The organism is Streptomyces sp. NBC_01477 (assembly GCF_036227245.1).
Classification (GTDB): domain Bacteria; phylum Actinomycetota; class Actinomycetes; order Streptomycetales; family Streptomycetaceae; genus Actinacidiphila.
On record NZ_CP109445.1, the window covers coordinates 4811235 to 4836659 of the forward strand.

A 25425-nucleotide genomic window follows, 5' to 3' on the forward strand; every position below is an offset into this window, starting at 1 on the left:
CGATCAGAGTCGTAAGCTTCGAGCCGGTCACCTAGTAGTCCAACAGGACTTCGGTGTTTTTCCTGCTCAGAGGCTCGCGTGGTGAGTGTAGTGGGCGGATCGCGGATCAGGGGGATCTTGATGGGACCGCCCTCCGGACGGGTGCGGCCCACGCTCATAGAGGCAACGACGGGCGACAGCTTGTCGGCGTCAGCCAGGTGGACCAGTTCAGCGCGCGAGCACAGAGGCGGTCGCGGGCCGCAGGTGCAGCCAACTGCCAAGAGACGCCGGATCTCCGCGACGGTAAGGTCGACCAGGGTGCCGGAACCATTTCCGCCGCCTCCTTGGACGCCGCGGCAGCTGCCAGCGTCGCCAGGATGTATGCGCGAGCCTGGCGAGGGTGATGTGCCGCAACCAGCCGGTGTAACAGCGGACCCCGTACTGATCCAGGCCGGCAACGTCCAGACCTATGGCAAGGTCGATGAACGCAGCGGGTCATGGCCTCAGTTCTGGTCTCATTCGCGTCCGTCCAGGCCCGTCCCCACGGCGCCGACCTGAACGCTCCACCGCAGGTCATGACCCCCACGGCCCCCGCCGGACCCCCCGTACGAACAGCTGGAAAGCGTGTTGGGGGCAACCCTCACGAGTTCGAATCTCGTATCCTCCGCACTCCGCCTTACCAGTTGAAACGGGGTGTCGAACCGCTCCTGCGGTTCGCCCCCCCGCCATGGTGTGGATTGCCGGTTGGGTTGCATTTATGTCGCCGTAATTAAGGCATTCAGGGCCAACATCTTTATCCCCGGCCTCGATATCACACAAGCTGTGGCCGCAGGGTGGACCAGTCGTCCAGTCGCGCGGCCAGCAGTGGGTCCCGAAGGCGGCTGCGGTGTTGCTCCGCGGCCCGGATGAGGTTCCTGGCGTGGCGTGAGCGGAGCAGCTCGGCGCGGGAGCAGGAGTGGAGGTCGTGGCGGCGGGCGAGATCCGCCGCCGTGCCAGGGATCGCTTCCAGGCAGTCGCGGACCAGAGTGTCGGCCTCCGGGAGCACGGTCCGGTCGGGCAGCAAGGGGTACCGGTCATGGAGCGCCGCGACGAACCAGGCGCGCGATTCCACCGTCGCCGCGGTGGTGAACAGCCCCTGCCGCTCGCCCTGGTCGAGGAGCCAGAGTTTGAGTTCAATCCAGGAAACCTGGCTCTCCCGCTGCTGGGCGATGCGGAAGTCGATGACTTGCAGGTGATAGAGCCACCAGTTGGTCCGTCCCGCTTCCGGCGCGGGTCCGCGACGGGCGAGCCAGTCCAACCGCTCCTCCGGGGTGGCCCTGAGTAGGTGGTCGAGACGGTCCAGCGCCGGGCTGCGACTGGTAAAGCCTTGGGAGCGTACGACTGCTTGCCCAACGGTGAGCGGTGCTCCGATCCGGTAGACGGGCAGGTCATCTGTGCTTGAGGACAGAATGTTCCTTCGCGGGCCGGTCAGGACGGAGACCTCGCTTTCGGGCTGCCACAGCTCACGGAAGTCCGGATCGGCGCCGGGGACATCCCGCAGCGGCCACCGCTCGGCATCCAGCAGCGCCCTCAGCTCCTCGAGGCGGGGCGGCGCGGAGGGGAACATGCCGTAGGCCGCCCTGATCGCAGGGCTGACCGCTTCCGCGCCGGCCGTCTCCAGCCGGTGGACCTGAACGGCGAAACCCACTCCCCGCCACGTCCGGTCGGCCCGCCGACGCTCCCACGTGAACTCGATCAGCCCGAAATCCCAGATCATCGCACCGCGCGACCGGTACTCACCGAAGTCCGTTCCCAGCACGGCAGTCACCTGCTCCGGCGTGCTGTGCGCATCGAGGCCCAGAACGGCGCCCGAGCAAAGCACATCGGCGTAGAACTCAACATCGCTCACCGGCCGCATTCTCCCCTCACCTGCCGCCGGAGCCGTCGGGATGTTCGTCGTCCAGCGGACGTCATAGGGACGTGGCGCCGATGCAGGACGCGAGTGCCCCGGTCAACGGGTAGCGGCGTTCGACCGGCAACAGCCGTGCGGCCTCCGCCGTCAGACCGTCACCGGTCAATGCGCGGACCGCATGGCTGAGTTCGGTGACGTCGTCGATGCCCACGACCCACTCGTCGACGTAGCGGTGAACGGCCTCGCCGCGCAGGCCGATCTGGAGGGAACGATCCGGCATCGGCTGCATTCGGAGGTCCCGCTCCGGGTCCCACTGGATGCGCACGGAACTGCGGCGCATCTCGCGTTTCCACTCGTCGCGGGACGTGTGCACCCGGCCGTCGTACCCGGACAACACGCTGTGGGCGAGAGCCCACTCGAACCCCTCTCGGCGGATCCGAATTGCCAGCACCCGCTCCTGCCCCACCGCCGAACCCCAGGAACTGCGGTACATCATCCACAGGAACGAGGGCTTTATCCACGTCATCCGCCCGCGGTCGTAGCCATCGGAAAACCGTCCCGCGGCAGCCGCCGGGTAGGCAATCTCCGGCGAATAAGCCTGGCAGACCGTGATCGTCTCGGCGGAATAGAGGGCGCGGATCTCGCGCGTCACGACAGACACAGGTGCCATGCTCGCCATCGATGCCGTCACGGGCCACCGGGTTTTCACCGCCGGGCCGGCGCTCATGATCGTGGTCTCCGGCTCGGCTACGGTGATGCGGTCGACGATCACGGGTGGCTGACGCCAACGCCGGAACGCGGGCTGGCCGAGCGGCTTGTGGCGTCGGTGACCGCCAGGGACGCCGGCGCGGTCACAGCTCTTCTCGAAGCCGGGCGCCGACCCCGATACCCCGGGTACGCCTCGTCAACGACGACCGGTAGTCGGACGTCGAGGAGGTCTCCCTCGGCGGGCGCAGCGTCCGCGCCGACACAGCGCGATCCAATTGAAGACCTCCGGCCCGCCTCTGAGCCCCTCCACCCATCCGGTATCGCTGAGGGTACGGACGGAAGGGTTGCAGTTCGGGTTGCATTCACCTCCGTTCAGCGACGTCCGTTAATCGTCGGAGACGCACATCGGCACAGGTCAGGATGCTCACGAACCCGCCAGAACCCCAGGACGGGCAGTTGGAAAGCGTGTTGGGGGCAACCCCTCACGAGTTCGAATCTCGTATCCTCCGCCAGTGCCTCACCGGGCACGACTCGTAGGGCCCCGCAGCTTGCTGCGGGGCCCTACGACGTGCGTGGTTGCAGTTGCGGCCTCACCGGTCGGCAAGGCGATGGTCTCAACCGCAAGCCGCAAGCCAGCCCCCACCCAGGCCGAGATGCACCAGGCCACCCGCCTCGGCTGGGAGCAGACCAGCCGCGCCTGGCTCCAGGACCGCATCCGCGCCGCCATCCCCCACGCCACCACCGCCGAAGAACTCCTCGCCTACCTCGAAGCCAGCGACGTCATGGTCAAACCGCGACGCGGCCCGTCCGGCGACCTCCTCGGCTACTCCGCCGGCCGCCCCGGCGACCTCAACAAGGACGGCGAGCAGATCTACCACCCCGGAGGGAAGATCGCCCCCGACCTCACCCTGCCCAAGCTGAAAGCACGCCTGGAAACCGGCACCCCCGAGGAACACCCCACCGCCCGCCGCAACCGCCCCGGCACCCCCTGGCAGCACGCCACCGAAGCCCTCGACACCCTCACCGCAGAGATCACCGGCGACGGCAGCGACTCACGCGGACAGGCCCACATCGCCGCACTGGGCGAACTCATCGAAGCCACCGCCCAGTCGGCTCCGTCGGAACTCCGGGCCGAACTCCGGTCAGCAGCCAGGACCTTCGCCCATGCCCCGCGCTCCCAGATCCGCGCCGAACACAGCGGCGCCGCAGGCTTGCGCACCGCAGCACGCGACATCGTCAACGCAGGCACCGGCAAGGACGGCAGCGCCCTCGCCGTCCTGCTCTCCGCCCTCATCTGGTCCGCGATCCTCGCCAACCGCTGGCACCAGGCCCGAGGCCACGCCCAACAGGCCGCCACCGCCCGCCAAGCCGTCCAGCACCTGGAAGCTGCCCACGACCAGGCCAACGTCGGGCAGCTCGCCGCACTCACCCAGCGCCAGCCCACCCCGGACACCCGCGCCACCCTCGCCAACGACCTGCGCGCCGCCATCCCCAGCCACGCCACCCGCATCCTCGCCGACCCCGACTGGCCCGCCCTCACCACCGTCCTCGCCGACGCTGAAGGCGGCGGCCACAAGCCCATCCGGCTCCTGCAGGAAGCCGCAGAACAACGCGAACTCCACACCGCCCGCAAGCCGGCCCGCGTCCTCCTGGCCCGCATCCAACACACCAGCCGTAATCCCGTACCGAACCCGGTAGCGGAAGCAGCACGCCTACGGTCACCAGTCGCTGCGTCTCTTCACTTCGGGCAGGGACAGGCACCAGGGCATGCGCCCCAAGTCAGCCCGCCCGAGGCGCATAAGCCCCAGCATCGACGTTGAGAATCGTTCGCCGAAACCCGCCGAGGACAATGATCGCGCAGAAGCGCGTAGCTCGCATCCGCCTCTGCCGCGCGAGCTTGCCGTCAGCTCGCCAACGCCTCACCGAGTCTGGCATGGGCGGAACCGGGGAGCAGTTGGTGCAGTGCTTCGACCCGTGATCGGACCAGCCCGTCGCGGTACGCCTCCGGCAGCCGCTCCCAGATGTCAACGGCCTTGTCTGCTGCGGCAGTCGGGTCTCCGTCGGTGTGCAGGCAGGTCGCTGCGTCCATCTCCAGCAGGGCGCGGGTCATGACCGACGGGGACCGGGTGAGGGCGAGCGCGGCTTCCTGCTCGGCATACGCCTCACGCGTACGGCCCAGGAGCGTGAACGCCTGGGACAGGTGGACGTGGTGCTTCTGTTGCGGGTAGCCGAACCAGGTGTCGGCGGCCTGGGCGCCGTCCAGGTGCTCGGCGATGATGCGGGCGTCGGCGACGGCGCGAAGTGCACCTTGCAGGTCGCCTGTTGACGCGAAGGCTCGGGCGGTGACAGCCGCGGCCAGTGCAGCCGCGGCGGACGGCTTCTGCCCGGCTTCGGCCCGAGCCCGGATGGCGAGGTCCGCGGCGGCCTTGGGGGCGCCGTAGTTGAGGGGGACCATCGCGTGCCGGGCCAGTGCCCAGGCGAGCATCTGCCGGTCACCTGATTCGCGGGCGGCCTGCTGCGCGGTGGTGAACCAGCCGTGGGAGTCGCGCTGGTCGCTGCGGTCATGCTGGATGATCGCCACCAGTCCGGTGATTCCGGCGGCCGTACGGGCCAGGTCGGCACGTACGGCAGCGGCATGCGGGCGGCTGAGCACATCCCGCAGCAGGTCGAGGTCACCGCGCATCTGCGCCAGGACAAGAGTCGGGGGCCGGCCGCGGTAGCCGCCGCGGTGCCGCTCGAACGCCCCGTCCAGGTACGCGAGATCGCCGGCATCGGAACCGGACAGTGCGGCGTCGATGCCCTGCCGCGCTTCGGCGATGCCGGGCAGCGCCACCGCACCGGTCGCAGCAGCAGCCGCCGCGCCGAGGAACCGTCGTCGGTCCACCTCCGTACCCTCCTCTCCCGTATCCGCTCCCGCCAGACGCTGAAGGCGGCGCCGCTGCCTGCTCGCTTTCACCGCCTGGGCGATGTCCTCCACCGGCACGCCGTACGCCTGGGCCAGCAGCGGGTGCCAGGCGGGAATCGGTAAGCGGCGCTCGGTCTCCCAGCGCTTCAGGTTCTCCGGGTCGAACCAACGTCCGCCCTGGGAGTCTTGCAGGACCAGTGCCTGTTCCTCGCGGGTCCGGCCTGCCGACTCACGCGCCGTCCGCAGCATGGCGCCGATGCCATCTGGTGCCATCATGCCCGCCTCCCCAGTGTCTCAAAGTCCCGCAGCGAATCCTGGCCCCCCAAAGCGGCCCCCCGGCGGAAAACGCACCCTCTGCCGGCACCGGCAACCATGCCCAGCCGACAGTTGACTGAGGGCTCGAACCACAGCAACAGCACGCGATCGGACGACTTCCCATCATCCCCCTCGCGCGCCGCTCCCACGCCTCCATGACGGCCTGACACCGGTCGAAGGGTCCTTCGCCATGCGCGCCAACACCACCAGCTTCTCCATGATCCGCGATCCGGCATCGGTACCGGCCGCCCGCCGGCGCGTCAACGAACTGACCACCGGCTGGGGTCTGCGCCTGGACGAGGACAGCAGCACCGCGCTGACGACGGTGGTGTCCGAGATGGTCACCAACGCGCTTCAGCACAGCGGCGGACAGGAGTTCACCGTCAAGGTGAAGGCCAGTCCGGCGACCCGGCGCATCCTCGTCGAGGTCCACGACGACTCCTCCGCCCTGCCGCGCACCCTCCCCGCCACGGACGACGCGGAATACGGCCGGGGAATGTGGCTGATCAACCAACTGGCCGCCACGAGCGGCGCGGAACTCACCAAGCACGGCAAGCGCGTCTGGGCCTCCGTCGCCATTCCCCAACAGCCCTTCACCCGCCGACAGTTCCTCCTCCGCCCCGGTCGGGCGGCCCGGGCCATCGCCCGCCGACTGGCTCGGCCCCGTCGTCGCCCGATAGCGACCACCGTGCATTCCCGCTGAGCTTGCGGGCGCTTTGCCGACCTGACCAGCAACGACGTACCGCACCAGTGAAACGCATCCGCTCAGAAAGCAACCCACAATGACGCACGCCCAGCCGCCGTTCCCCACTTGCGGCCGGACCACCCGGCTCCCGGGGCCTCTCGGCCGCGAGGCCCTGCGCCTCGCCGGACCCCACGCGACGCTGGACGAGGCCGAAGTAGAACGGGAGTTGTGGTGCCACCTCCAGGCCCACGACAGCGATCACCACTTCGCCCTCGTCATGGACCTCGCCAGTATGACCACCGGTGCCATTTGGGCCCGCTGGGCAGACGACGCCTCCCCCGCCTTGTACATCCTGCCGGACTGCCCCCATGTCGACCCCGAGTCGCGTGAGCCGTGCAGCGAGTTCGCCAACCACCCCGGCGCTCACACCCGCGACCTCACCGCCCCGCCCGCCGAAACCCCCTGACGCCTCCCCGGCCAACGCGCCGTGCAGAGCGATCCGTGCGTACCGGCCTCCGATAGGCGCCACGGGTCCGATCGTCCGCGCACGCAGGCGATCCACGACGTCCGAGAAGACCTGCCCCTCCCACCCCGACCCCAGACAAGGAGCACAAGCCTTGACCACCACGTCAACGACCACGAGGCCCGCCTTCGTCTCGTCCCCCACCGCCCCCGAGCCGGCCACCGCCGAACCCGCCCCGCCGGACCACCAAACCTGGTCCATCAGCACCACGGGCGGCCTCACCATCACCGGCCACCTCCCGCCCTGGGCCGAACAGGATCCCAGCGACACCAACATCCCGCTGGGAAGGCTCTCCCTCGCGCTGACCGATGTCGTGCACACGCAGCCCTTCGACGGCCAGACCACGCGCGTCCACCACCCCGCCCACGCCGACGGCAACCCCGGCGAAAGCGAAGACATCCTCCTCAACGGCAACATCACCTGCTACCCCTACAGCGACGACCCCGCCGAACGGACCCCCTTCGCCAACGTCCGTATCATCGACGACTTCTGGATCAACAACCTCACCCCCGACGACCTCACCCACCTCGCCACCCAACTCCGCGCCCAGGCCGACCGCCTCGACAACCAAATACGCCCCACCCTCACCACCGCCCGCACCGACTGGGCCGCACACGGGACGGCCACCAGCAGCACGAGCGGCTGAGCCGCAGAAACAACATCGCGGGGCGCTGCCGGGCCGAGCACGGAAGCGGTCCAGGGCTCAGTCCCGCACAGACCCACGACAGGCCGACCGTCAGGTCCCTCCAGCAGCCACCAAAGGGCAGTCCAACAACCGGCACCACAAACATGCCGATGCCGACGTCCACGACGGCCAGCTACGGGATGAGCAGGCCGTCCGACCAGCTCGGCCCGGCTACGGGGCCTCGGGCAGCACCAGGACATCCCCAACGTCCAAGACCCGCTGTGGTCGGCGCCACCAACGCCCACAGGTCTCTCCACCTACGCAGACGTGCTGCTGCCAGGTGACCCGGCCAGCAGTCGGGTCACCTGGCACAGCACGGCCACGGCAGTGGTCGGTGTTCGGGTTCAGCGGTTCGCCGGTCAGCGAGGTGAAGACGTAGTACTTCTCCGTCCAGAGGCCCCCGGCCCGGCGGCGCTGGTGTTCCTGCTGCTCGCGGTGGTGGAGCAGGAGGGCGAGCAGCGAGTCGGGATGCCGATGGGGCGGCGGCCGACGCGGGACTTGGTGTCCTTGGTCTCGCGGCGGATGTTGACCTTCCGCGGGCAGTAGCCGGGCTTCCGGCCGCAGGGGTGTCCGGCGCAGCCGTGCTGGTACCGGGGTCGCAGCCGGTTCCGGCGGACTGTCAGGACCCGCAGATCGAAGTCGATGTCCATCCACTTGAGGCCGAGGGCCTCGCCTTGGCGCAGGCCGAGTGCGAGCGCGATGGCCCAGCGCGCGGGGCGGAGTGTCTCGTTGGCCTGGTCGAGGAGCCGCTGCACCTCTTCGACGGTGTAGGGCTCGACCTCTTCCTCTTCGAGGCGCGGGGCCTTGGCGATCGACGCCGGGTTGACCGCGAGGTGGCCCCGGCGCACCGCTCCGTTCAGCGCGCCGCGGACCGTGCGGTGGACTTGGTGCGCGGTACCGGCGGCGCTGCCGGCCGTCAGCATCTTCCGGTAGAAACGCTCCAGGTGCTCCGGCTCCAACTTGACGAGCCGATGGGCTCCCAGGCCGGGGATCAGGTGGTGGCAGACGGCGACGCGGTAGCCGTCGATGGTGTTCTTGCTCACGTAAGGGACGGCGATGTTCTCGACCCAGTGGGTCAGCCAAGTCTTGACGGTCCAGGTCTGTCTGGCCTTGGGGATCAGGCCGGCGTCGCGCTTCTTCTCCAGCTCGCGCACGGCCTTGGTGACGTCGGGGCGGCTCTTGCGCATGACATGGCGGCGGTCGGGCTTGCCGTCGTCCTTGACGCCCACGGTCACGTAGCCGTGCCAGTAGCCGTCCTTGCCGAAGAACATTTCTTCCGGGGCTGCCGTCACCTGCCGCGTCCGGCTGACCGCGCCGCCGCGCGGTCAGCCGGTCAGGCCAACTGGCGGGCTGCGCTGCCAGAATGAGGCCACGCTCAGCGAGGAGCGCGCGCTTCGTGACTGCAGGGTGGGTTCGAGCGCTGCGGAGACGGTCCGCGCAACCAGCAGCAGCCCGTCTGCAAGGCCTTCACCTCACGGTGGGGGCACGGGAGGGCTCGGGGCGGAGGTGCTGCCAGGCTGTTCCAGGGCGAGGCCGGCCTGCCCCAGCTGCCGGTACTGGACCATGGCCTGGACGCGCTTCTCAGCGTCGGGGATCTGCCGGACCATGGTCATGAACTCCTGGTCGAACCGTCCCTCGCGGCGGTCCCTGAGCGCGGCCCGCACCTGCGTGATCAGTGGTACAGCCCCTCCCGTCAGCGCGGCCGCGACCAGGGCCACCCACCAGGGTGCCCCGGCCGCCACCGTGGGCAGGCTGATGGCGCTGGCTGTGATTGAGGAAGCGACAGTGGACTTCACGGCTGGGCCTTTCCGGCAAGCCGCGGCTGCGCCGCTCCCTGCCGCCATGGGAGTCGACGCTGAAGGTCGAAGGTGCGGTGGGGAAACGGTGCGCAGCGCCATCCGGAGCCTGCCGCGGCCGTGGCCGCGGAGGCTGGTGCCCAGTGGTGCTGGCCAGGCTGTTTCAGGGCATGGCGAGCCGCCCAAGGATTTCCAGGAAAAGGAAGTCCGAGGGTTTTTCTGGAGCTGATCTCAGCCTTTAGATAAACAGAGAGAAAGGTGGCAGTTAGCGGGCCTGGTGGCCGATTTTCGGCAGGCTGGAACCAATACCTTTGCAAAACAAAGGCGAGCTAATGAAGCCCTTCCTGTGCCGTTTCATCGGCCCTGCGCGGTCCTCCTCAACCACTCGGCGCGGGCAGTCCGCGCCGCGCACAGTCTCGCGCGCCCGGGTGACCACGTGCAAGCCCGCCCCGCACAACCTCAACAGTGACCCCGCAGCCGCCCCGGATGCCCGACAAGACAGGCGGCTCCGCATCCCAGCCGGCACCTCACCGCGTGGTGCAGGCACCGCAACCGACTCCGCCCGCAGGCCACGACCAAAGCGCACCTCGACGAGGCGTCAACCACGCGCCAAGGCATGCGTGCCAGCAGTTCCCGAAGATCACCGAACCACAGCTATCGCCTGAGGGGTGCGCCGGCCGCCCTTCCGGCGCACCCCTCAGTTGCACGAGCGCAGGAAGTTCGCCTCCAACTCACTCCACTGCACCTCGGTATGAAGGTGCTCGTCGCTGAACTCCACGATCTGGCGGCTGCGTTGCAGGAACGATCTGACCTCACCGCGGTCGAACCGCATCAGCGCGTCTCCAACTGGCGAGGACAGCGAGAGGTAGAGGAACCCCCTGTTCTTTCCCCCGGTGCGGCCTCGGCTCCAGACCCGCACATCGGCCTCGCCGACCGCGCGATGGCCCAATCCATCGAGGAGAAGGTCCCTGCCCAGCATCCAGACGCCTTCGTCCTCGCCACCACCGGAGTGGAACTTGAGCTCGACCGCGTACGGGTCACTCGCCCGGCAGGTGGCCCTGGTGGGAACAGGCAACGCCGAGGCGCCTGTCTCGCTGCCGTCCGCGATGGAGACGCGGAGATCGGCCAGTAGCACGGTGCCGTCTTGGCCGTCTCCCCTATGGCAGGTCAGTGCCGGTCCAAGGCGTGGCTTCCTCAGCGACGCCTTCGCAGGTGTCTGGGACCCTGGCGCTGACGTACACGACGGGCTGCTGGTCGGGGCCTGGCTCAGGTCCGTCCGGTACTACTGCGTGGACAGGTGCTGGTGCCGCTCCCGTTCCCCCTGGGTCCTGTTTGTCCAGTCGTCCGCCCCGGATCAGGTCGCCCATGTCAGCGCACGTCGTCGTGCCAGTCGCAGTTCTGGCGTAGGTAGCGGTAGGTCACCCATTCCTGTGCCAGGCGCTGTCCGTCCAGCAGCAGTTGTCGCCCTCTCTCCTGGCAGGGCGCCGGGAGCCACTGGGCCAGCTCGCCGGCGGTTGCGGCGGTGATGGACGCTTCCTTGGCCGTGGCCGGGCGGGGGCGTCCCAACAACTGGAGCGCCCGATAGAGGTGCTCGGCCGGCTGGACAGGGGGAAGCCCGAGCTCCGCTGCGGTGTCGCAGGCTCGCAAGGGGATTCGCAGGCCGCTGGTGTCCAGGTCGCCGAAGTACCTGATCTGCGTGATGCGGTGCTTGGCCTTGATCGCGCGGATCGACGCCCGGAAGGTACCGCCCAGGCCCCAGGCCACATACCCCAGGCGATGATCACCGGGGAGGCTTTCCACCAGGGACCACCAGGTGGTGGCGTTCTCCACCACGAACAGCACATCACCGGTCCCGACGCGGCAGTAGCGTCCGTCCTCGTCCTCCAGCGGGAACGTCTCGGTGATCAACGGTAAGGGTGGCCTGAAGGCATGCAGCAGTTGGTCGAGCCGGCCCTGGTCCGAGAACAGCGGCCCGGACTTGAGGTCGTCGAGCGTCTTCTCCGGCATGAGGAAGTCCTCCGCGCTGCCGAACGTCCCGAAGATTTCCAGGGCGCGCTCCCGCAACGGGATCCGGAACAGGTCCGGTCCGCTCTTGAGCCACCGGTCGATCGCCGCGTAGGCGGGCCGTTGCTTCACGGTCGCTGTGGCCCACTCCTCGGCAAGCCAGGTCAGGACGGGATGCCATCTGGGCATGGGCGGCACGGCCGGCGGTTGCGCCTGCGGCAGGAGCCGGACCTTGACGGGCAGGGAGACCTTGTCCGGCGTTCGTCGCTGAACCTGCCGGATCAGGCCGGCGCTGTCCAGCGCGTTCAACAGGCTGACGAGGACCGCGGGTTCGAACGCCCCGGCCACGTTGCGGTGCGGCACCCGGCGGAAGACCTCCCACACGGCGTCGAGGGAGATGAAGGCCTCCTTGTAGGGGCTGCGGCCGTGCGCCGCGGCCCACTCCCGAAGTCCTGCGATCAGTTCACTCTCTCGGCGTGGCAGTGCCATCGTTCCCCTCGGGGCCCTCGTGCGGCGGTTCTTCCCGGCGGAAGATTCTGGCACTGTCGATCTGCCCGGTGCCGTCCTCGGGCGCGAGCGCATCCAGGTGCCGACGGATCATGTCGTCGACGACCAGGTACTTGCGGGCTGCCCGCAGGTCGGCGTCGTTCCGCAGCCGGACGATCAGCGGGAACTTCCCCAGCGCCTTCTCGTCGTACAGGCCGGTGGTGTAAACGAGCTGCACACCCAGCGCCTGTGCGACCTCGCGCTGCAGGTCCAGCAGGTAGTCGGCGTTTGCCCGGCCGATCGGATTGTCCAAGAACAGCACCCCTGCGTGGCGCGAGCGCTCGCGGCCCTGCTGATTGGCCCGAAGCGCCGCCATCGTGCAGTACAGCAGGATCGCCGCCGTCAGCTGCTGCCCCCCGGAGAAGACGTCCTTGACCTTCGACACCCGCACCCGTTCCGCGCGAAGGACCGTGTCCGGCTTGAGTACCTGGACTTTGAACCCGCCGGGTACAGCGGTGTGCACGGCGCGCAGCAACAGCGACAGGCCATCGCGTGCCACCTTGCGGCCGTCAGTGTTGCGGCCTGCCGCGGCCTCTTCGGCGAGCTCGCCCAGGCGTGGCAGGAGCAGTTCGTCGGGCTGCGGTTGGAAGGAGAAGTGGATGAACTCCTGCCCCGCCCAGTCGCCGAGGGTTCGTGGCAGCCGGGACAGCCGCTGGGCCAACCGCAGCAAGGACAGGGCCTTGTCGCTCTCGCCCTTGAGATGGTCGACGATGGTCTGCCGGTGCAGGTCCACCTCGTGGATCTCGTCGGCCAGGTTCCTTTTCCGCGGCTGGAGCGCGGCAAGCCAGTCCGCCGCGTGCTCGGCTGTCTTCTCGGGCGACAGGTTGGTGATCTGCTGGCGCACCGGGATGCCCAGTCCCGCGTATCGTTCGGCGGCGGCGTGCTGCTTGATCTTCTCCGTCGCGCTGCGCAGGACCTTCTCGGTGCGGCTCAGTTCCTTCTTCCCTTGCTCGGCCGCACCGCGCAGACGTCCATAGTCACTCCAGCCGGTCTTACCGTCGCCGACGTAGGAGGCGGCGTCCGGTTCCGCTGCCGTATCCGCCAACGCATGTGCGAGATTTGCGAAGGCCCCCGCCGCGTCCTTGGCCTGCGCCGCCTCCTGTGCCACGGCGCCCTGCTGTTCGCCGATCTCGGTCTGTGCTGCCTGCGCCGCGAGGTGCTCCGTCTCCGCTGCCGCCACCGACTGAAGGCAGCCCTCGATCGTGTCCGGCAGGTCAGCGGCCGACATGGTGGCGGTGCCGTCAGCGGTCAGCTCATGGAACTCCTTGTGCCGCTCGCTCAGGGCGTTTTCGTGCTTGCCCTGCTCCAGCACGGCCTGTGTGACCGCGGCTTCAGCTGCCTCCAGCGTCCGGTCCGCCCGCTCCTGCGCCTCGGCGCGGCTGCGCTCGTCCAGCGCTTCGGGCGTTTGCAGCAGACGGCGCGCTGTGGCCCGGTCCGTCTCGTCCAGCGCCGAGTATTCTGCCGCCGCCTCCGCGGCCCTCGCCTCGGCCTGGGCGAGCTGTTCGCGCAGCTTGCCCGGGACATCCGCGCTGTTAAAGTTGACCTCGGCTTTCTCGTAGGCGTCCCGCAGCACCGCCACCGGGTCGCTCGGCGGCTCGGCGTCCAGTCGCATGTCGTTGGCTCCGGGCAGCGCAGCCCACTCCCGGCCGGCCGCGGCGGCGGCTCGGCGTTGCTCATCGCCGGCAGCGCGGTGGCCTTCGGCGAGACGGCGGTGCTCATCTGCGGTGGCTTCGGCCTCGTCAGCCTGCTTCTGCCATGCGCCCTGCTGTGTTTCGGCGGCCGCGGCCTGCTGGAGCCACGACGGTATCTGCGTCAGCCGCTCACTGAGCTCGGTCAGCCGCCGGCTCACCTTCTGCCAGTGGTCGAGATCCTCCTGGGCATCGTGCAGTTCGCCACGGATACCGTCCCGGCGCGCCACCAGCGCGTTCATGATCAGCTGTTGTTCGGCGGTGTCCTTCTCCGCTTCCTCCAAGACCGTTCCCTCGGTCGTCAATGCCTCCTGCAGGCCGACCAGGGCGCCCTCGGGGTAGTCCTGGCGCCACTGGCTGATCTGTTGCCGCAGTTGGCCGTCGTGCCGATGAGCAAAGTGCAACTGCTTCAGGTGTTCCTCCGAGCGGGCCCAGCGCTCCTCGATGACCTTCTGTTCGGTCTGGGCGGCCTTCTCCCGGTAGAGCGCGGCGTTGAACGGCAGCGTGAACCAGGGCCCTCGGGTCGGGGCGTCCGCCGATTCCATCAGTCCCGCGACTGCGCCCACGGTGACGTAGTAGGCCGTCGGTGCCGCCCGCCCGAGGATCTCCCGGGCGCGCTCCAGGTCGTTTGGCGAGTTCAGCAGCACGCCGCTGACCAGATGCGGGGCGCGCGCGAGCATTTCCTCGCGCTGCTGGAGGGGAAACTCCGTGAGGTACTCCCAGCCCGGCCAGGCGTCGATGCGGGGCTCGGACTGCTCCAGGAGCCGGCAGGCATCCCGCACGACCTCGGGTGGGGGCAGCATGCGGCCGTCGGCCAGGGCCAGCCGGGCGAACTCGTCACGGGCCCGCTCGATCTGCACGGCGACCCGCTCACGTTCTGCTTCTGCGATCGTCGTCTCCAGGCGGTCCAGCAGAGCGTGCGCGTCCAGGTCCAGGTGCACCTCGGTGCCCAGCAGATCGGTGAGCCTTGGTGTGGCCTCGATCGCCCGGGCGCGGGAGCGGGCCGTGTCCAGGGCCCGCTGCGCCTGCGTGCGGCGGCCGTGTGCGGCTTCCTCCACGCGGATCGCTGCGGACAAGGTCTCCTGGACAGCGATCTGACGTTGGTCGAGGCACTCCCGCTCCAACTCCAATGCCTTGATCTGCTCTGATGCCAGGTCGACGGCGCGTCGGGCATCCGCCGCAGCGGCGGGAACAAGATCAGTGGCGGGTGCCAGCCCTGCTGCGACAGCCTCCTCGGCGTCGGTCCGTGCCGCAGCGACCTGTTCCAGCAGGCCGCTGGCTTTCGCCTCGGCTTGGCCTGCCTTCTTCAGCGCGGCCTCCCGCTCGCCTCGTGCCTGTTTCTCGGCCGCCGCCTCCACACCTGCTTGTTCGAGTTCCTTCTCCTGTGCGCTCGCCGCCGCTTGCCTGAGCGCCAGCAACCCCTGGGCGAAGGCCCCAGCGGCCCGTTCACGGGCTGCGAGCGCAGGCGCGGCCGCCAGCTCACCCTTCTTGACCAGCAACGCCAACGACCGGACCGCGTCCGACCGGGTCAGATGCCGCTCCACGGCAGCGGTCGCTCTCCAGCCGTCCGCCACGGTCTTGGCCTCCCGCCGACGGCGAGAGGCCTCCTCTGCATCAGCCTTGGCCCGCTCGACCTGCAACTGAGCGAGCCTCTCCCGCCGGCCCGCGACCGTCGCCGCCCAGCGACGCGTCAGCCTTGATGCACGCTTGAACTCACCTGCCAGGCCCTCCAACTGCCTCTCAAGCAGCGACACGCGGTCCTGGTCATCGCGGACGCGGGCCTTGACCTGCCCGTGGAAGGCCGCCAGCTCCGTGCCGGCCCGCTGAACCTGTCCCTGGGCCTCGTGCACCGCGTCTGCCGCGTCGATCAGCGGCTCGAGCAGCACCATGGCTTGTTCCACGAACGCCAGCTCAAGCGCCAGGTCCTTGCGCCCGGCGAGCTTGTGGGCGTATTTGGAGACCAGGGCAGCCAGATCGTTCAGACCCTGGTGGTCGAACACGGCCTCGAGGAGGAAGTCGACGAAGCCCCCGTCAGATTCGAGGGTGAACGCGTGGACAGCTTCTCCCTCGTCCCTGTTCATCGCCCGCTGGTAGCGAAACAGCTCGGGGTCCAGCCCGAGCTGGCCCAGCAGCTCGGTCCAGTCGCCCTGGGACTTGGGCCAGTTCACCGCCAGCCGCTGGTCCTGCGCAAACAGCTCGTTCACACGGTCGCGGTACGTCGGCAAGGCCACGTACTGGCCCTCCTCGACGACGGGAAGCGTGCCAAGGCCGAGGGTCTCGGTGGGGAAGAACGCGTACCACTGCTCGATGAGGTTCTCGGCAACCGTCGAGACGACCTGGTCCTTCCAGTACAGCGCTTTGGCGGTGACCAGTAGCTTTCCCGTGGTGGCGTGCATCCACTCCAACGCGATGTGGGACACGTCCTTGGCCAGGACGTAGTCCTCCAGCAGCCGCGGATCCGGTGCGTCCTTCACGCGCTGCCGTCCCGGCAGGAGGACCGAGAAGGCCAGTTTCAGCAGGACCGACTTGCCGCCCCCGTTCTCCAGGAACACCACACTCGCCGGCGACGGACGCAGCCCCTGGGCCCCGGCCCCGAACAGGTCTCCCTGAGCGGCGACCGGCTGCCCGGCACCGGAGAAGTCCAAGATCACGTCCTGGAAGCGGGCGCCGGCCGGCCCGGCCGAGCACACGCGAATGCGGGACAGTTCGTACATGGTGGTCTGCTTCCCGCTCAGTAGAGGGTGTCGTCGTCGCCGATCACCCGAAGGGAAGCGGTGGTGTCTGCGGGCGGCACGACGCCCAGGAGCAGCAGTTCCTGGTAGGCGTCGACCGCCGCGAGCTCGCGGACCTGCAGCTGATAGCGGCCCGTCGTGCGGTAGACCTTCACCATCAGCTCCGCGTTCTCGCCCTCGTTGAGCAATCCCTGGTCGACCAGGTACCGCAGGGCCTTGCCGACGATCGCCTCCGAGGTCGTCGGCACCACCTGCCCCCTGCTCGTCTCACCAGCCTCCGATCGGCGCGCGTAGACCCGCCACGCGCGCTCCAACTCCGGTGCCCCAACCGGCGCGTCGCCGCTCTCCGGCCCGGCAGCCAACCGTTCGGCCAGCTCCTGGCACGTGTGGCGCACCTGCTTGTCGACCGTGGCGGCCGTCACCGCCCCCACATAGCTGTCATCGGCCAGGTCCTGGGGACGCGGGAAGCACAGCGCGGCGATCGCCAGGTGCGCGATCCCGTGCAGGACCCGCTCCGCTTCACGCTGGTGGCTCTGCCGTGCCTGCCGCGCGTAGCCCTCCAGCCGGGTCTCGAACACCGACCCGGGAACCGGGACGATCACCGAGCCCGCCCGCATCGTGACGCCCAGGACGTTCAGCCCCAGCCCGGTCGCGCTGCGCCGCACCAGGTTCTCGAACGCGGGCTCCTCGTCGAAGCGCCGCACCAACGCGGCGTACTCCCGGTCGCGGTGCGGGAGCACCCGCGGCCGGAACGCGTACCCGATCAGCCGCGCTGCCGCCTCGGCGTCATCCCCTACGTACCCGCCCACTGCGGTGGTCACTTCCCGGGTCCCCCATCCCTCGTCTGGTTCGTTCCGCCCATGGTGTCCGGGAGCACCTGCGCTGTGGTCAGCCACAGGTCGTCCCCGTGAAAACCGGCGCTGACCAAGACGGTGTCCGCCCGGACGGCCAACCGCACGTGCTCGTCCCCGCGACGCTGGGCGGCGCCGGAGTCGGGGTTGTAGGCGTACACGGCAAGCAACGCGACGAGCGCGGGCAGGTCCGCGTCGAGCTGTGCCGCCTCCTGGAGCAGGCTCGACAGTGAGCGCACGCTCCCGGGCAGGTGCAGCAGTTGCTCGGCCATCTCCCACTGCTCGCTGGTGAACCGAGCGACGTCCTCCAGCGGCTCCACCTGCGGATCCTCCACCGGCCCCGCGAACCGGGCCGGCTGCGGCGCCGGACGCAGCAACGCGGGCACGAGCGTGGCCAGGCGCGGAATGTCCTGCGTCCCGAGCCCGGTTGCCCGGGCGAAGAAGCAGTCCACCGGTACGACCGCTTCCGCGACGGTGAGGCCCAGTGCGGGACGCAGCAGTTGCCCGAATAGATCGAACGTCGACCGCTGCGGCTTCAAGGAGAACTGCTGGCGGTCCTGTTCCGCGCGGAACACCTCCCGCGCCTCCAGCAGGCGCTGCTGCAGGCGGATGTGTCGGCGGATGCAGTCCTCGACGATGACGACGAGCTCGGCGGCTTGCCGCTTACGGACCAGGTTCTGGGCCTCGTCCCGGGCCTCGGCCATGTTCTTGGCGATCGCCCGCTCCGCCCGCACCCGCTCCTGGACGTGCGCCAATGCCTCGGTCAGCAGGTCTGGGACCTTCTCCAGCCAGTCGACCGACGCGATGTTGCGCCGGGTCGCCTCCAACTGGGCGTGGATCAACTCCCCGTACTGGATGGTCCGGATCCTTGCTTGCTCCGCCACCTGCTTCGCGTCCGCGAGCCGCCCCCGCCTGATCAGGTTGGCGAGTTTGACCTCCGCGGCCTCCTGGGCGGACTCCACGTCCGTGTCCAAAGCGCCGACCAGGACGTTCAACGCCTCATGTGAGGCATGCAGGTACAGTACGCCGGCGCTGTCGCGGCGCTCCACGATCAGCTTGAAAGGGAACGTCATCACCCGGTAGACGCCGTCCGCGTCCACCGCGCCGTAGGGGCGGTGGAACGCCTTCTCGACGTCGCCGTGATTGATCAGGCTGTCCAGGACCCACCGTGCCACCCGGGCGTGCTCTTCCTGCGTGCGGTTGGGCGCCTGGCGGGCGACGAACCGCTGAACCCGGTCAAGGACGTGGCGGCGGCTGGCTCCGGTGTCGAAGTCCATCGCGATGGCAACCTGGTCGATGGCGTGCAGGCCTATCTCCGCCATCTGGTAGACCTTCGCGTCGGCCCACTCCACCTTGCCCTTGTTCGCGTCCAGGTCGTGCAGGGGCGCCGTGCACGCCAGCGCCTTCGCTCGGCGGATCAAGCCCTCGTCGTGCAGCAGCCCCTCGTCCACCCCGCCCGCATCGGCGTGCGCCGGATCCTCGAACCCCACGTGCGTTCCCCTTATCCCACACCCTTGGCTGGGCTCGCGCGCACGTACGTCGGCGCTCGCGAACCCGCACCCCGCCGCTGCCCAAAGAGCATGCCCGCGCCGACCCGCCGCCGGTCGGCATATGCCCAAACTCGCCTCTGTCTGCGCTGTCTGGCGCTATATTGCGCGGCCGACGCCGGTCTGAGCTTGGCGTCTATCCCTGTTGCTGTTTCAGGCGGACGTGTTCGGTGAGGGTTGCGACGCGTTTGATGGTTTTCCCGGGCTCGTATCGTGGTGCTGGCCTGCGGTTTTGTGAACCGGGTGGGCGTCCTGGGCCTGGTCGGGTGGGTTGGGCACGGCTGCGGGGCGGGTGATCTTCGCGCGGAGGTGGCGGAACCCTCGGCGGACGCGTGCGGGGGTGAGTCGGCGGGGCTGGGCCGGTCGTTCCCAGGGGCGGCGGAGGTCTTCGGCGAGGGGCCGGGCGAGGCGGAGTTGGGTGTGGGCGGCAATGATCAGCCAGGTCCACAAGTCCGCGGTCGCCGGGTCGCGGATTTTGGGGACGGTCCAGCCGAGGGTCTGCTTGAACAGCCGGAAGGTGTGCTCCAGGTCGAAGCGCCGCAGGAATGCCTGCCAGCGCAGGTCGACGTCCGTGCCGGTCATCGAGGTGCGCGAGGACCACAACCAGACCGGTTTCGGGTCGCGGTCGCCGGGCAGGTGCTCGACCTTCAGGCGGATCAACGTGCCGTGGATCAGTGGGAGTTCGCCGCAGTGGTCGAGCCAGGGGCCGCGTGCCTGAATGCGGGGGTGCATCCGGTCCCAGGCGAGGGCTTCGGCTGTCCCGTAGCGGGTGGTGTCCCGGGCGGTGGTCTGGTCGGGGGTGCGCCAGGAGTCGGGCTTGGAGAAGGTGAGGACACCGCCGTGCTTGCGGGGCTGCCCGCCACGCGGGGTGGAGCGGCGGGGGCCGGCGTCGCGGAGCATCACCCGGTCCGAGCGCAGGCGTCCGACCAGCTCGACGGGCAGATCGGCCAGGACGTAGGCGAGGCGGGTGACGTCGTAGCCGGCGTCCATGACGATCAGGATGTCCGGGTCACCGACCTTCCACTGGCCGGCTCGCAGGAGGCGGGTGAAGACGTCACGGAGCTGGGCAGCGGTCACCGCGGTGGCGTCGTCGGCCGGGCCCAGCCGGATCGCGTCCAGCATGGCGGTCCACGATGTGCGCCCGGTTTCCAGGGCGGCGACAAAGGAGTAGGGCCAGCCGGGGATGAACTGGTCGGCACTGCGGCCCCGCCCGTAGACATGGCAGAAGAGCAGGTCCGAGCTGGTCGGGGCGTCGGGCCGCAGCCAGTTGCTCACGTCGACCGCCAGCACGATCCGCCCGTCGGCTGCACGCGGCAGCGGCGTGGACGCCAGCAGTCTGCGCAGGCGACGTGGTTCCAGCCAGCCGTGGTTGACCGCGTCGTACATCGCTCCGTGCCCGCGCCGGTGCTCGGCCGTGAGGGTCAACTCGGCCAGGGACTTCACCGGGCCGTCCGCGCAGAGGACCGCGTCGGTGAGCTCGAATAGCGCATCCGCCCGGGTGTAGAGGCAGTCGTAGAACTGGACACGAAAGTGGGACAGCACGTCCAGCGCAGCATCAGCGGGACCTGCAGAGGTCAGACTCTTCACCAGCGGCCGTTCCTTCACGCGACGTTGCTTGACACCTCGAAGCGTGAAGAACGGCCGTCCCGCTGTCTCACGAAGAGACCAAGATCAGCAGGTCAGGTGACTCGGCGAGGTTAAACGCCAAGCTGAGAAGCCGTTGTCGTACCGATTTTGGTGGACGTGGGTTCGACTGGAGCAGCTCGGCCGGGTGGTCTTGCCGCTTGGCGGGCATGAAGACAGGGCCTCTGGTGCAGCTCGGGGTTGTCGAGACCTTGAGCGCGCCTGGAGTCCCTGTTGTCGCAGTTGTACGTCCTCGCGCCGGTCGGTTTCCGCTGTCCGGGAGTGTGATTGTCTCGCCCACCGGTTCTGGAATGCCGGGGACCGGCCGCACAGGCGTCCGAGGTATCCCTCGGACATGACCGATGCGGAGCGAGCTGTCGTGCGCGAGGCGATGCCCGTGCCCGCCTGGCTGGAGGGGAGGGGCGGGCAGCCGGAGGGCTACTGCCACCGGCAGCTGGTCGACGCGGTGCGCTACCTGGTCGCGGGCGGTATCACCTGGAGGGCGATGCCAGCGGACTTCCCCGCGTGAGACCGCGTCTACGCGTTCTTCCGGCGCTGGCGTGACAAGGGCATGGTCGCCGAGTTCCACGACCGGCTGCGGGATCGGGTCCGCGAGGCGGCGGGCCGCGACCGGGAGCCGACCGCGGGTGTCATCGACGCCCAGTCGGTGAAGGCGGCGGCATCGGTGCCAACCGCGAGCTGGGACTTCGACGGCGGGAAGAAGGTCAACAGCCGCAAGCGGCACATCGTCGTGGACACCCTCGGACTGCTGCTGACGGTGCTGGGCACCGTGGCCTGCATCACCGACCGCGACGCCGGAACGACGATGCTGGAGCGGCTGCGTCAGCGGCACTGGCGTATCACGCCGGTGTGGGCCGACAGTGTCTACCCCGACCGGTCGGCGGTGCCCGGCAAGCTCTGGCGCGTGCTGTTCAGCAAGGCAATCAAGGACATCGGCGTCCTACTGAAGCTCGACCGGATCGGCTGGTCAGCGGTCGCCCGGAGCTGACGCGTCCCGTGCCACGGGTCGCACAGGCCGGTGGGGGCGGGGTCCGGAGGAGCCCCCGCCGGTAACCGCGCGGCTGGAAGCCACGCGCACAGGCGGGAGGGCAATCCACCGTGCCCCGATGCAGGGGACGCGGCACTGCCGGATCGGCCGCAAGGCCGATGACGGGAGGGGTTCACCGGGCGAGGGAGGGTTGCAGTTTGGGTTGCATTCAGCTCTGTTCGCGGGGGTTCAGCTCGGCCAGCTGGCAGGGTTCCACTGCAGTTCAGGACGGTGGCGAACCTTCCCGGACCCCCGGACGAGCAGTTGGAAAGCGTGTTGGGGGCAACCCCTCACGAGTTCGAATCTCGTATCCTCCGCCAGTGCCTCACCGGGCACGACGTCGAAGGACCCCACCGTTCGCGGTGGGGCCCTTCGACGTTCGGAGTGACGCAGCCGGTCCGTCTCCCCGTACGGTGCAGACGTGATCATTCCCAGGGTGCGGCCCATCCTCTTTATTGACGTCGACGGACCGCTCATCCCCTTCGGTGGTACGCGCGAGCAGTACCCGGGCGGCTATCCGACGTACGTACCGCAGGAAGCCGACGCGAATCCGCTGCTGGCCAGGGTCGACCCCGCCCTCGGGTCCAGGCTGTTGGCGCTGCCCTGTGATCTGGTGTGGGCCACCACGTGGGAGTCCGAGGCCAACGAGTGCCTCGCGCCGCTCCTGGGTCTGCCGCAGCTCCCCGTGGTGACCTGGCCGGAGCCGTCCGACGAGCCCGAGCCGGCCGGCCTGCATTGGAAGACCCGCACTCTTCTCGACTGGGCAGCCGGGCGCCCCCTCGCCTGGCTCGACGACGAGATCACCGACGCCGACCGCATCTGGGCGGAGGCTCACCACCCCGCTCGAACCTTCCTGCACCGCGTCGACCACCGCCACGGCCTCGCCGCCACGGACTTCGCCGCACTCCACGCGTGGCTACGGGCGGAGTAGTCGTCCTCGGGAGCTTTCTGCGTGCGAGCTGATGAGACGGGTGGGCCTGAGCTCGCTCCTGTCCGTTCCTTGCGGCATGTCGCCGGGCGGCGTCCGGTCGATGTCGGCTGACGTGCTGGCCGGTCGCTCACCCCTGCTTGCCCATACATTTGGCTATCTATACAGTCAGCTATATGAGCGATGGCTGGGAGATCGAGATCGAACCGGAAGTCCGGCGCTGGCTGGACACCCTGTCCGATCGCGACTATCTCGTGGCCGAGCATGCGGCTGAACGTCTGCTCGACGCGCCCACCACCCTCTCCGAGCCATACGCCCGATACCTCGGCGAAGGGTTACGGGAACTGCGGTTCAGCCTCGGCCACGACGGCAACGCCGTCCGTCTGACCTACTGGCTCGCCCCCGAGCGCCGGATCGTGCTGCTGACCGTGTTCCGCAAGACGCGGATGCGGGAGGATGCCGAAGTGGACCGTGCCAAGCAGGCCAGGAAGACGTGCGAAGCCGAGCGCCACAGCGCACACGACGAGTTCTCTCGCGACGTCACGAAAGGAGAAGGCCCGTGAACCACGCCCAGTGGAAGCTCGCCCGCGAGCGGAAGGCCGCAGAAGGCTACGCCGAACCTCCCGATGTGGAAGCGGCGCGCACGGAGATCCGTATGGCCTTCGACCTTGGGCAAGCGGTGTACGACCGCCGGACCGAACTGGGGATCTCCCAGACGGAACTTGCCAGCCGAGCCCGCATGACGCAGCCCCAGGTGTCCAAGCTCGAACTGGGTGGCACCGTCCCTACTCTTCCCTTGCTCGCCCGGCTCGCCGGCGCACTCGACGCGTCGCTCAACATCGCTCTCGACGGCGATACCTCCACCGTCGAGTTCATCGCGCACGCTGCGTGAGAGCGCCTGGTCTCAGTTCTGGTCTCATTCAGCTCCGTCCGACGGCGTTCGGAACCCGGACCACCACCTGATTCATCGCAGGTCAGACCGGCTCTGGCTCGTGACGCACGGCGCCGTGAGCAGTTGGAAAGCGTGTTGGGGGCAACCCCTCGCGAGTTCGAATCTCGTATCCTGCGCCAGTGCCTCACCGGGCACGACGTTGTTGGCCCCCACCGCTCGCGGTGGGGGCCAACAACGTGCGTGGTCTCATCTACAGTCTCAGACCGAGCCCTGGGGGCTTGCCACTCCTGTCAGGACCACGGGTCGTCGCAGCAATCATCCGTGTCATGCGCGTCGGGGTGGAGCATCTCTTGCAGACAACGGCGCAGACCGTCGCCGACGGCGCTCGCGGTCGCACGCATCCACGGCAACGGTGCCATCAACTGGGCTGTCGCGTCGGACGCCAGGTCGTCCAGGATGGTACGCAGATCGTCCGGGATCGGTTCGTCGGTGAGGCACATCCACCCCAGTGCGGCGCTCGTACGTACCTCGGGTGGCTGTCCGGGATCGGACCAGCAGGCATGAATCCACGCCGTCGTCTTCGAATCCTGGTGCGCCCGGGCCAGTTCTGCGATGGCCAGTACCAGTCCCGCGCGTACGTCCGGCGCGTGCTCGGCGAGCAAGCAGGTGTGGAACGCGGAGAGGATGTCCTCAGCGCGGTCGGAGGCAGCGGCCAGTGCGTAGGCACTGGCGATGCGCACTGTTGTGTCGGGATCGCCAAGGAGAGGAAGAACGAGGTCGGTGTCTGCGGCGATTGCGTAGCGGGCGGCCTGTACTGACCAGTTCTGCAGGTATCCGGTCGGCTCGAAGTACCATTCGTCGTCGTTACGGTGCCGCAGCATGTCAGCACGTGTGCACACGCCCTGATGCCCCATGCGTGCCCCTTCGGCCACCACGGCCAGCGCCTCGGCGCGGTCAGCGCCGCCGGAGTGGGTACCGATTCGGAGCAGAAAGGGCACCGCCAGCGCCACCGCCACCCTCATGTCATTGGCACACCGGCCGACAAGCATGCCGAGAGCCCCGCGGACGGCGGCTTGGTCTCCCGAACGCAGCCGCTCCATGTCCTCGCGGACGCGGATGCCGTCCGGGAAGCGGTCCCATGGCACCTCCTCCAGCAGAAACCCGTCCTTTGCGTCGGGACGGATCCCGGCCACCGCCACACGGATGTCGAGAGGGCCTCCCGCCTGATCCAGCGGATCCGCGTCCACGAACCCCCGCACCACCGCCTGGTACGCCGGATCGGTCTCCCACTGGTGCACCTGACAACCTCCACGGCAGTTCATCCGGCCCGAGGCCGTGACGCTGAAGACAATCGGTCGGACATGCGGCTGATCACGCAAGCCATTCTCGGAGCGCTTCGACCTCAACCATTGATCCGTCCGGACCAAGCCTGTACATGCGCGGCGGTCCCATCTGCGCAACGGCTGCAGCAATCGCAGCCTGCCGCAGCGCAGGATCCGGTGCCTGCGGGTCCTGGAGGCGAAAGCCTCTTAGCTCTACCACATGACTCCGCTGTCCGGCGAAAGGCTGAGTGAACGGACCAGCTGCCCGTCCTACCACACGGCGAAGGCGAAGAAGTCGACCACGCTGTGCATCCAGTGCACCACCATTCTGCGCCCGACACTTCCATCGATCAGGTGCTGCGGCGGTCGGGTCGGGTAGTCGCCCATCCAGTGCCGATCGCAGGTGATGTCCGTCCCCGGAAAGCTGCCGATGTAGGCAGTCCCCTCCACGGGATAGGTTGCATCGCCGAGCTCGCAACCGGATGCGCCTGCAACCTCCCAGCCGGGATACAGACGACGGACCAGCGCCCGAGTCCGCTCGCTGTCCGCATTACCTGTCATCCGCGGCGCACCGGACACTCCGGTATTCATGTACACAAGCAATGCCGTCTTGGCACCCATGGCCAACTTCTCGAAAGCATCGGACGTTCGATCGTCGTTCGAGTGGAAGGTAGTAACCGCGTATGACAGTGGGCCTCAGCGAGGCCGCCAGCCGGCTGAGCCCTTCCGCCCGAAGGGCGGTCGTCCCGACAATCCT

At 68.8% G+C, this 25425-nt stretch carries 20 protein-coding genes, 1 tRNA gene and 2 pseudogenes; 10 read left to right on the forward strand and 13 right to left on the reverse strand.

The window, feature by feature from the left end:
- Positions 1 to 790: 790 nt before the first annotated feature.
- A complete protein-coding gene (locus OHA86_RS20290; protein WP_329177300.1) occupies positions 791 to 1867 on the reverse strand; it encodes a hypothetical protein in 1077 nt (358 codons plus the stop codon).
- 61 nt (positions 1868 to 1928) lie between these two features.
- The gene (locus OHA86_RS20295; protein WP_329182485.1) at positions 1929 to 2540 is read right to left on the reverse strand and encodes a DUF4291 domain-containing protein; all 612 of its coding nucleotides are present in this window, start codon (positions 2538 to 2540) and stop codon (positions 1929 to 1931) included.
- A 676-nt stretch (positions 2541 to 3216) separates the two neighbouring features.
- Here OHA86_RS20295 and OHA86_RS20300 point away from each other — a divergent pair.
- Positions 3217 to 4398, forward strand: a pseudogene (locus tag OHA86_RS20300) (mobilization protein); the annotation flags it as partial.
- 83 nt (positions 4399 to 4481) lie between these two features.
- Here OHA86_RS20300 and OHA86_RS20305 read toward each other — a convergent pair.
- Complete coding sequence (locus tag OHA86_RS20305) at positions 4482 to 5759, reverse strand: transcriptional regulator (protein ID WP_329177302.1); 1278 nt, start codon at positions 5757 to 5759, stop codon at positions 4482 to 4484.
- A gap of 229 nt (positions 5760 to 5988) precedes the next feature.
- Between OHA86_RS20305 and OHA86_RS20310 the strand changes: the two genes are divergently transcribed.
- The 3 genes from OHA86_RS20310 to OHA86_RS20320 all read left to right on the forward strand — a co-directional run bounded on the left by OHA86_RS20310 (position 5989) and on the right by OHA86_RS20320 (position 7652).
- Positions 5989 to 6501 carry an ATP-binding protein gene (locus OHA86_RS20310; RefSeq protein WP_329177304.1) on the forward strand — a complete coding sequence of 171 codons (513 nt, stop codon included), beginning with the start codon at positions 5989 to 5991 and terminating at the stop codon, positions 6499 to 6501.
- Between the two features lie 79 nt (positions 6502 to 6580).
- Positions 6581 to 6949 (forward strand): hypothetical protein, encoded by a 369-nt coding sequence (locus OHA86_RS20315; RefSeq protein WP_329177306.1) that lies wholly within the window; start codon positions 6581 to 6583, stop codon positions 6947 to 6949.
- 151 nt (positions 6950 to 7100) lie between these two features.
- On the forward strand, positions 7101 to 7652 hold the full coding sequence (locus OHA86_RS20320) for a DUF6907 domain-containing protein (RefSeq protein ID WP_329177308.1): 552 nt from the start codon (positions 7101 to 7103) through the stop codon (positions 7650 to 7652).
- A gap of 398 nt (positions 7653 to 8050) precedes the next feature.
- Here the strand turns inward: OHA86_RS20320 and OHA86_RS20325 are convergent, their stop codons facing one another.
- The 8 genes and pseudogenes from OHA86_RS20325 to OHA86_RS20360 all read right to left on the reverse strand — a co-directional run bounded on the left by OHA86_RS20325 (position 8051) and on the right by OHA86_RS20360 (position 20442).
- Positions 8051 to 8983 (reverse strand): site-specific integrase, encoded by a 933-nt coding sequence (locus OHA86_RS20325; protein WP_329177309.1) that lies wholly within the window; start codon positions 8981 to 8983, stop codon positions 8051 to 8053.
- Between the two features lie 180 nt (positions 8984 to 9163).
- Positions 9164 to 9433, reverse strand: coding sequence for a hypothetical protein (locus OHA86_RS20330; RefSeq protein WP_329177310.1), 270 nt, complete (start codon positions 9431 to 9433; stop codon positions 9164 to 9166).
- Positions 9434 to 10184: 751 nt separating this feature from the next.
- Positions 10185 to 10622: an SsgA family sporulation/cell division regulator gene (locus OHA86_RS20335; RefSeq protein WP_329177311.1), complete on the reverse strand. Its 438-nt coding sequence runs from the start codon at positions 10620 to 10622 to the stop codon at positions 10185 to 10187.
- Between the two features lie 233 nt (positions 10623 to 10855).
- The gene (locus OHA86_RS20340) at positions 10856 to 11980 is read right to left on the reverse strand and encodes a Wadjet anti-phage system protein JetD domain-containing protein (RefSeq protein ID WP_329177313.1); all 1125 of its coding nucleotides are present in this window, start codon (positions 11978 to 11980) and stop codon (positions 10856 to 10858) included.
- On the reverse strand, positions 11955 to 16439 hold the full coding sequence (locus OHA86_RS20345; protein WP_329177314.1) for a hypothetical protein: 4485 nt from the start codon (positions 16437 to 16439) through the stop codon (positions 11955 to 11957). The genes OHA86_RS20340 and OHA86_RS20345 overlap by 26 nt, the downstream gene beginning before the upstream one ends.
- 17 nt (positions 16440 to 16456) lie before the next feature.
- Entirely contained in the window at positions 16457 to 17278 is an 822-nt protein-coding gene (locus OHA86_RS20350; protein ID WP_329177316.1) for a hypothetical protein, read from the reverse strand.
- A complete protein-coding gene (locus OHA86_RS20355) occupies positions 17275 to 18759 on the reverse strand; it encodes a hypothetical protein (protein WP_329177318.1) in 1485 nt (494 codons plus the stop codon). The genes OHA86_RS20350 and OHA86_RS20355 overlap by 4 nt, the downstream gene beginning before the upstream one ends.
- Before the next feature lie 232 nt (positions 18760 to 18991).
- Positions 18992 to 20442, reverse strand: a pseudogene (locus tag OHA86_RS20360) (NF041680 family putative transposase).
- A 391-nt stretch (positions 20443 to 20833) separates the two neighbouring features.
- Here OHA86_RS20360 and OHA86_RS20365 point away from each other — a divergent pair.
- The 6 genes from OHA86_RS20365 (at position 20834) to OHA86_RS20390 (ending at position 23346) form a co-directional block, all read left to right on the forward strand.
- Positions 20834 to 21007: a transposase gene (locus OHA86_RS20365; RefSeq protein WP_329177320.1), complete on the forward strand. Its 174-nt coding sequence runs from the start codon at positions 20834 to 20836 to the stop codon at positions 21005 to 21007.
- A 42-nt stretch (positions 21008 to 21049) separates the two neighbouring features.
- Entirely contained in the window at positions 21050 to 21487 is a 438-nt protein-coding gene (locus OHA86_RS20370) for a transposase (RefSeq protein WP_329177322.1), read from the forward strand.
- A 222-nt stretch (positions 21488 to 21709) separates the two neighbouring features.
- Positions 21710 to 21846 (forward strand) — tRNA-OTHER (locus OHA86_RS20375).
- 101 nt (positions 21847 to 21947) lie between these two features.
- Positions 21948 to 22457 carry an HAD domain-containing protein gene (locus tag OHA86_RS20380; RefSeq protein ID WP_443071783.1) on the forward strand — a complete coding sequence of 170 codons (510 nt, stop codon included), beginning with the start codon at positions 21948 to 21950 and terminating at the stop codon, positions 22455 to 22457.
- A gap of 173 nt (positions 22458 to 22630) precedes the next feature.
- Complete coding sequence (locus OHA86_RS20385) at positions 22631 to 23017, forward strand: type II toxin-antitoxin system RelE/ParE family toxin (protein WP_329177324.1); 387 nt, start codon at positions 22631 to 22633, stop codon at positions 23015 to 23017.
- Entirely contained in the window at positions 23014 to 23346 is a 333-nt protein-coding gene (locus OHA86_RS20390) for a helix-turn-helix domain-containing protein (protein ID WP_329177326.1), read from the forward strand. The genes OHA86_RS20385 and OHA86_RS20390 overlap by 4 nt, the downstream gene beginning before the upstream one ends.
- A gap of 290 nt (positions 23347 to 23636) precedes the next feature.
- Here OHA86_RS20390 and OHA86_RS20395 read toward each other — a convergent pair whose 3' ends face one another.
- Positions 23637 to 24644: a hypothetical protein gene (locus OHA86_RS20395; protein ID WP_329177328.1), complete on the reverse strand. Its 1008-nt coding sequence runs from the start codon at positions 24642 to 24644 to the stop codon at positions 23637 to 23639.
- Positions 24645 to 24938: 294 nt separating this feature from the next.
- Positions 24939 to 25289 carry a DUF6928 family protein gene (locus OHA86_RS20400; RefSeq protein WP_329177329.1) on the reverse strand — a complete coding sequence of 117 codons (351 nt, stop codon included), beginning with the start codon at positions 25287 to 25289 and terminating at the stop codon, positions 24939 to 24941.
- Positions 25290 to 25425: the final 136 nt, after the last annotated feature.